At 46.0% G+C, this 7,110-nt stretch carries 5 protein-coding genes; 3 read left to right on the top strand and 2 right to left on the bottom strand.

What is annotated here, in order from left to right; translation table 11 throughout:
• Nucleotides 1-340 precede the first annotated feature (340 nt).
• Complete coding sequence (gene dnaK / locus BHV73_RS04205) at nucleotides 341-2,260, bottom strand: molecular chaperone DnaK (RefSeq protein ID WP_087412535.1); 1,920 nt, start codon at nucleotides 2,258-2,260, stop codon at nucleotides 341-343.
• A 503-nt stretch (nucleotides 2,261-2,763) separates the two neighbouring features.
• Between dnaK and BHV73_RS04200 the strand changes: the two genes are divergently transcribed.
• Complete coding sequence (locus BHV73_RS04200) at nucleotides 2,764-4,179, top strand: MATE family efflux transporter (RefSeq protein ID WP_286736852.1); 1,416 nt, start codon at nucleotides 2,764-2,766, stop codon at nucleotides 4,177-4,179.
• Entirely contained in the window at nucleotides 4,142-4,726 is a 585-nt protein-coding gene (locus BHV73_RS04195; protein WP_022219611.1) for a Crp/Fnr family transcriptional regulator, read from the top strand. The genes BHV73_RS04200 and BHV73_RS04195 overlap by 38 nt, the downstream gene beginning before the upstream one ends.
• A 125-nt stretch (nucleotides 4,727-4,851) precedes the next feature.
• Here the strand turns inward: BHV73_RS04195 and BHV73_RS04190 are convergent, their stop codons facing one another.
• Nucleotides 4,852-5,643, bottom strand: a complete 792-nt coding sequence (locus BHV73_RS04190) for an META domain-containing protein (RefSeq protein ID WP_022219610.1) — start codon at nucleotides 5,641-5,643, stop codon at nucleotides 4,852-4,854.
• A 195-nt stretch (nucleotides 5,644-5,838) separates the two neighbouring features.
• On the opposite strand from BHV73_RS04190, the gene BHV73_RS04185 reads away from it, so the two are divergent.
• Complete coding sequence (locus tag BHV73_RS04185; RefSeq protein WP_148360390.1) at nucleotides 5,839-7,032, top strand: saccharopine dehydrogenase family protein; 1,194 nt, start codon at nucleotides 5,839-5,841, stop codon at nucleotides 7,030-7,032.
• Nucleotides 7,033-7,110: the final 78 nt, after the last annotated feature.

Here is a 7,110-nt window from a genome sequence, read left to right as displayed (position 1 = left end):
ATAATGGGGCGTATGTAAAGCTGTCTATCACTTTATTGCATTAACAAAGATGTTTGGTCAAATTTACTTTACGCATTGCTCTATATGATTACAAATAAGATACTATCTGCCCTTGCCACTCTTAATCGGCTTGCAAAGCCATTTTGCCATTTTTGCACAACGGATTACTCAGTTAAGTTCATCCTCGTCTTTGTCTTTTCCCCATCCACTATCGTGATTGCCACCGCATGAAGATGACATAGAAATAAAGTTAAAGAAAAGTGATATAAAAAGAAATAGGGTATAACTCATTGAGCTACACCCTATATTCCTATTTGTAGTTATCGTTGTTTATCGCAACTTACTTCACTTCCTCAAAGTCAGCATCCTGCACATTATCCCCATGCTTGCCATTATCCTGAGCGCCGCCTTGTTGTCCGGCATTCATATCAGGACCGGCTTGTGCACCACCCTGAGCACCGCTCTGAGCATACATTTCAGCGCTTGCGGCCTGGAAAGCAGTATTCAGTTCAGCCATCGCAGAATCAACAGCAGCCAAATCCTGTGCTTTGTGAGCATCTTTCAGTTTCTGAAGGGCAGCTTCAATCGGAGCTTTCTTGTCGGCAGGCAACTTATCGCCCAGTTCCTTCAGCTGATTTTCAGTAGTGAAAATCATTGAGTCGGCTTGGTTCAGTTTGTCAACTTTCTCACGTTCTTTCTTATCGGCTTCGGCATTTGCTTCGGCTTCGGCTTTCATCTTTTCGATTTCTTCCTTGCTCAAACCGCTGGAAGCCTCGATACGGATAGCCTGTTCCTTACCGGTAGCCTTATCCTTGGCAGATACTTTCAAGATACCGTTGGCATCGATATCGAATGTTACCTCGATCTGAGGAATACCGCGACGTGCCGGAGCGATACCTGTCAGGTTAAACTGACCGATTGACTTGTTCTGTGCAGCCATCGGACGTTCACCCTGCAATACGTGGATAGTAACTTCCGTCTGGTTGTCGGCGGCGGTAGAGAATGTTTCGCTCTTCTTGCAAGGAATAGTCGTATTGGCGTCAATCAGCTTGGTCATTACACCACCCATAGTCTCGATACCCATAGACAGCGGAGTAACATCCAGCAATACAACACCCTTGATTTCGTCCGTCAAAACAGCACCCTGTACGGCAGCACCTACCGCTACTACCTCATCCGGATTCACGCCTTTGGAAGGAACTTTACCAAAGAAGTCTTCAACCAATTTCTGTACAGCCGGTATACGTGAAGAACCACCTACAAGGATAACTTCATCTATATCGGAGTTGCCCAAACCGGCATCACTCATAGCCTTCTTGCAAGGTTCAAGACAAGCCTGAATCAAATTGTGAGCCAAAGCCTCGAATTTGGCACGCGTCAGAGTCTTAACCAAGTGCTTGGGCACACCGCCTACCGGCATAATGTACGGCAGGTTGATTTCCGTACTGGTAGAAGAAGACAATTCGATCTTTGCCTTTTCGGCAGCTTCTTTCAAACGCTGCATAGCCATCGGATCCTGAGTAAGGTCAGCACCTTCGTCGTTCTTGAACTCTTGAACCAGCCAGTCGATGATAACCTGGTCGAAGTCATCACCACCCAGATGAGTATCACCGTTGGTTGACAATACTTCGAACACACCGCCACCGAACTCAAGGATAGAAATATCGAATGTACCGCCACCGAGGTCGAATACGGCAACCTTCATATCCTTATGCGCCTTGTCGATACCGTAAGCCAAAGCTGCGGCAGTCGGCTCGTTCACAATACGCTTTACTTCCAGACCGGCAATCTGGCCGGCTTCTTTGGTAGCCTGACGTTGAGAATCGGAGAAGTAAGCCGGAACGGTAATAACGGCTTCCGTCACTTCTTGTCCCAAATAATCCTCAGCGGTCTTTTTCATTTTCTGCAGAATCATTGCAGAGATTTCCTGCGGAGTATAGAGACGTCCGTCAATATCCACACGCGGAGTATTGTTGTCACCCTTCACTACTTTATAAGGTACGCGGGCTATTTCTTTCTGTACCTGATCCCAGTTCTCACCCATGAAACGTTTGATTGAGAACACTGTTCTCGTCGGGTTTGTGATAGCCTGACGCTTTGCAGGGTCACCCACCTTACGTTCACCACCGTCCACAAACGCCACAACAGAAGGAGTGGTGCGCTTGCCTTCGCTGTTTGCAATTACTACAGGTTCGTTTCCTTCGAATACGGAAACGCAAGAGTTTGTTGTTCCTAAGTCAATACCAATAATTTTTCCCATGATCGTTATTATTTTATTTGTTATTATTCAGTTTCGGTGTCCGCCTCGTTGGCAGACGCCAATAAAAAGACAAACGTCGTGCCAAATTGTTCAAGGAGGCGGCAGATTTATGAATGTGACAGTTTGTCTGTCAGTTTGGCAGAGTTAAATATATTTTTTCTGTCGGAAATTACCATTTGTTAATTTCTATCCCGTTCAAAAGTCCTACTTTTGCCCCCCGAAAAAGAAAAGAAAGTGTTTGAGACAGTTAAGACAAGTATTTTGATTTTCTTTTTTCAGGCTTTCTCAGAGGAAAGCCGAAATAAAATCAAAACACTGTCTAAAGAGAGGCATTGCTACTATTTATTCGTTCCACCATGGTGGAACAGAAACTTCTCCATGATGGAACACAAGTTTCTCCACGGTGGAACGAAAACTTCCCCACGGTGGAACAAATAAACATTAGCAGCCGGACTTCTTAAACGAAGAAACAGATTACAATAATATATAGAAGACTGAAGATTATGGAAAAGATGAGAGACAGCATTGACTTCAAGAACATGGACATTGCGGCATTATTCCGCAAATTACTGCTCCCTACCGTACTGGGAATGATATTTTCCGCATTATTCGTCATTACCGACGGTATCTTTGTGGGAAAAGGTATAGGCAGCGATGCCCTTGCCGCCGTTAACATCGTGGCGCCGCTATGGTTATTCTCCACCGGCATCGGCCTGATGTTCGGCGTAGGAGCATCTGTGGTGGCTTCCATCCACTTGTCGCACAATAAGCCCAAAGTGGCACGTATCAACATTACACAATCCATAGTGGTATCCTCCTTGTTGCTGATATGCACTTCCACCCTATTTTGCCTGTTTGCGCCGCAAGTGGTACATCTGTTAGGCGGTTCGGAACGGCTCGAACCTTTGGCAGTAGAATACATGCGCTGGTTCGTGCCATTCTCCGCTTTTACGGCCCTGCTTAATTCGGGAATGTTTTTCCTGCGACTGGACGGTTCGCCCAACTTCGCCATGTTGTGCAATATAGTTGCCGCCGTTCTGAATATCATACTCGATTATCTGTTTATTTTCCCCTTCGGCTGGGGGATGTTCGGCGCGGCTTTCGCAAGTGCCATAGGAACGACGGTGGGAGCGCTGATGATTATTGTCTATCTCGCACGGCACAACTGTGCCCTGCGGTTCTATCCGGTGAAGCTCAGCCGCAACAGCATGAAGCTGATGAAACGCAATGTGGGTTATATGTGCCGGCTGGGGTCATCCGCCTTTCTGTGTGAAGTGGCGATTGCCTGCATGATGTTTGTCGGCAACCTTGTATTCATTCATTATTTGAAAGAAGACGGTGTGGCGGCATTCAGCATTGCCTGCTACTTCTTCCCGATTATATTTATGGTATATAATGCCATTGCGCAGTCGGCGCAGCCTATTATCAGCTTCAATTACGGGCTCAACGAAACGCCGCGTGTACGCCAAGCCTACCTGCTCGCCTTAAAGACAGCCATTGGTTGCGGAATATGCTTTGCGCTGATTACAATATTCTGCAGCCGGGAGATTGTCGCCATGTTCATTGACCGGAGTTATCCTGCCTATGACATAGCAGTGAAAGGTTTGCCTCTATATGCATCCGGTTTCGTGTTTTTTGCGGTTAACATAGTTTCCATCGGCTATTTTCAGAGTGTGGAACGTGCCAAATACGCCACTTTCATCACGCTGCTGCGTGGATTTATCCTACTGACACTCTGCTTTTACGGACTTCCGCTGTTGCTGGGTAAACCGGGAATTTGGCTGGCTACCCCGCTGGCGGAACTGTTGACCGCTCTTTTCATACTCATTATTTATATAGGCAGGAAAAGAAATGGCAAGGAAAAATCAATATCTTTGCAGCATGGAAATCATGCTAAAGAAATTCTGCAAGAAGTATAAACTGCCCGAGAAAAGTTTATTTGAGCTATTGTCTCATATGGAAGAAGTTGCTTTTTCCAAAGGAGAGCTCATAATAGAGAAAGGAGAACGGAATTCTAATTTCTACCTCATAAAGAAAGGTATATGGCGGGCATACTATCTGGCAGACGGAACGGAAAACTCCTTATGGTTCGTCAGTCCCGGTGATGCCGCGTTCTCTTCATGGGGCTATGTGGACGACAAACCGTCTCAGGTCAATATCGAGTCTGTAAACGACAGTACAGCCTATTGCATCAGTAAAGTCAAATTGGAAGCTCTGTTCGCACACTCTATCGAGATGGCAAACTTCGGCAGGAAGATTTTTGAACGTGAAATATTGTCAGTAGACGCTTCGACACTGGCTTATGGGGCGCCGCCTACCGCCAAAGAGCGTTATCTTACATTAATGGAAGAGAACCCGGAACTATTGCAGGATGTACCGCTGAAATACCTGGCTTCATACCTGTATATCACTCCGCAATCATTAAGCCGCATACGTGCCGGACTGAGAAAAAAAGGGAATATGTAAAAATAAGAAACACTTACTGTTTGTTTCTTTGATTAAGCGCAAATTCCACGGATTTCACAGATTTATTTTATTCTTTATTCTGTGAAATCCGTGGAATCTTATATTGAATAACGGACAAAGACCTGTTATTTCTTTACCAATACCATCACAAGGTTATTATCCGTGTCATAGAAGCCCATACCGCCGCCTGCCAGCTTACCGAAAGACTGAACGGAATTCAACGCTTTCAAGACCCGGCCTTCCACTTCCATATCAGGGCATGCCATCATAGTGCTGATGACTCTCGGGAACGAAATGGCCGCAGGATTTGCATCATCCACATCAAAAGAACCGTTGATGATGTTACACCCGGCATTACCGTGCATGCGTTTTTCCGCAATGTCAAACTCGATAGCCGGCTGTTTCTCCATTCCGGAAGGAATAGCCTGCCCGCCGGCCTCACTGATTATCCATCTGCCATTCAGGTCGGACAACTTGGAAGAAGCTTCCTTCTTCTGCAACACGATAAGGGGACGGTTGGAAGAACCGCACAACGCCATGTTCTCTTTGCCCAGTTGCTTATATTTCTTTACTTGCCCCAAAGCGGCCAACACATTCTTTTCGACTGTCATGTCAGGACACATCATACGGGTACTTCCCAGCGCTCCCAGGTCTATCTGTCCGGGCTTGGCATTCACGTCGAAAGAGCCCATCAGTCGGTTGCAACCGCTGTTTCCATAGACTTTTCCGGTCTTTGTGTCAAAACCGATGAAAGGGAATTCCTGATTCGGAGCGGGCACGACCGCACTGCCGTTTATTTCAATAATATTCCACTCGCCACTCAGAGAAGAGAGAGTTGCGGCATTTTTAGTCGAAGCGCACGATGACAACCCCATCAGAGTAGCCGCCATACAAAGGGAAACAAATACTTTCTTCATTGCTATTTTTTGTTTAAGTTAATTTTTACGGAACAAAGATATGTAAAATAACCCAAAAGCAAACCCTTTGTTTAGAAATAGCAGTACTTTCCCCAAAGTATTTAGCAGGATTTTAATGTTTATCTGAGAATTAAGCCTTATATTTGCTCTTTGAAAAAATGATAATCATATTTAAAACTTTTGTAAGTAGAAGAAATGGGTAAAGTTCTTATTATCGGTGCAGGCGGTGTAGGTACCGTTGTTGCGCACAAAGTGGCTCAAAATCCGGATGTGTTCACAGAAATCATGATTGCCAGCCGCACCAAATCCAAATGCGACGCCGTTGTGAAAGCAATCGGTAACCCTAACATCAAAACCGCCCGGGTAGATGCAGACAGCGTGGACGAACTGGTGGCGCTCTTCAATAGTTTCAAACCTGAAATCGTCATAAATGTGGCTCTCCCCTATCAAGACCTTACTATCATGGAAGCCTGTCTGAAAAGCGGAGTGAATTATCTGGATACGGCCAATTACGAGCCGAAAGACGTCGCTCACTTTGAATACAGCTGGCAATGGGCATACAAAAAACGTTTTGAAGACGCCGGACTGACAGCTATCCTCGGTTGTGGTTTCGACCCGGGTGTAAGCGGCATATATACCGCCTACGCCGCCAAGCATCACTTCGATGAAATTCAATACCTGGATATAGTGGACTGCAATGCGGGAAATCATCATAAAGCGTTTGCAACCAACTTCAATCCGGAAATCAATATTCGCGAAATCACCCAGAACGGACGTTATTACGAAAACGGCGAGTGGATAACCACCCGGCCGCTGGAAATCCATAAAGCGCTCACCTACCCGAACATCGGACCGCGTGACTCTTATCTTCTTTATCACGAAGAACTGGAATCTCTGGTAAAGAACTTCCCCACCATCAAGCGTGCACGTTTCTGGATGACGTTCGGACAAGAATACCTTACGCACCTGCGTGTTATCCAAAACATCGGCATGGCACGTATCGACGAGGTGGAATACAACGGTATGAAAATCGTTCCGCTGCAATTCCTGAAAGCCGTACTCCCCAACCCGCAGGATTTGGGCGAGAATTACGAAGGCGAAACCTCCATCGGTTGCCGTATCCGCGGTTTGAAGGACGGCAAGGAACACACCTATTATATATACAACAATTGCAGCCACCAGGAAGCTTACAAGGAAACAGGCATGCAGGGCGTGAGCTACACAACCGGCGTTCCCGCCATGATTGGCGCCATGATGTTCCTCAAAGGCCTGTGGAAGAAACCGGGCGTATGGAACGTGGAGGAATTCGATCCCGATCCGTTCATGGAACAGCTTAACAAGCAAGGATTGCCTTGGCATGAAGTAGTTGACGGAGACCTGGAAATTTAGTTTAACGAAGAATTAAGAATGAAGAATTTGGTTGCACAACCACGCCGCATGGTAATTCTTCATTCTTAATTCTTAATT

The sequence above is a fragment of the Bacteroides sp. 44_46 genome (genome assembly GCF_001915465.1).
In the GTDB taxonomy this organism is placed as follows: Bacteria; Bacteroidota; Bacteroidia; order Bacteroidales; family Bacteroidaceae; genus Bacteroides; species Bacteroides clarus.
The sequence above is the reverse complement of the archived record's forward strand: the minus strand, read 5'-3'. Positions and strand labels throughout refer to the sequence as shown.

What these genes read in the sequence shown, in the direction of transcription:
- dnaK (WP_087412535.1), bottom strand. Translation starts at nt 2,260, where the DNA reads ATGGGAAAAATTATTGGTATTGACTTAGGAACAACAAACTCTTGCGTT.
- BHV73_RS04200 (WP_286736852.1), top strand. Translation starts at nt 2,764, where the DNA reads ATGGAAAAGATGAGAGACAGCATTGACTTCAAGAACATGGACATTGCG.
- BHV73_RS04195 (WP_022219611.1), top strand. Translation starts at nt 4,142, where the DNA reads ATGGAAATCATGCTAAAGAAATTCTGCAAGAAGTATAAACTGCCCGAG.
- BHV73_RS04190 (WP_022219610.1), bottom strand. Translation starts at nt 5,643, where the DNA reads ATGAAGAAAGTATTTGTTTCCCTTTGTATGGCGGCTACTCTGATGGGG.
- BHV73_RS04185 (WP_148360390.1), top strand. Translation starts at nt 5,839, where the DNA reads ATGGGTAAAGTTCTTATTATCGGTGCAGGCGGTGTAGGTACCGTTGTT.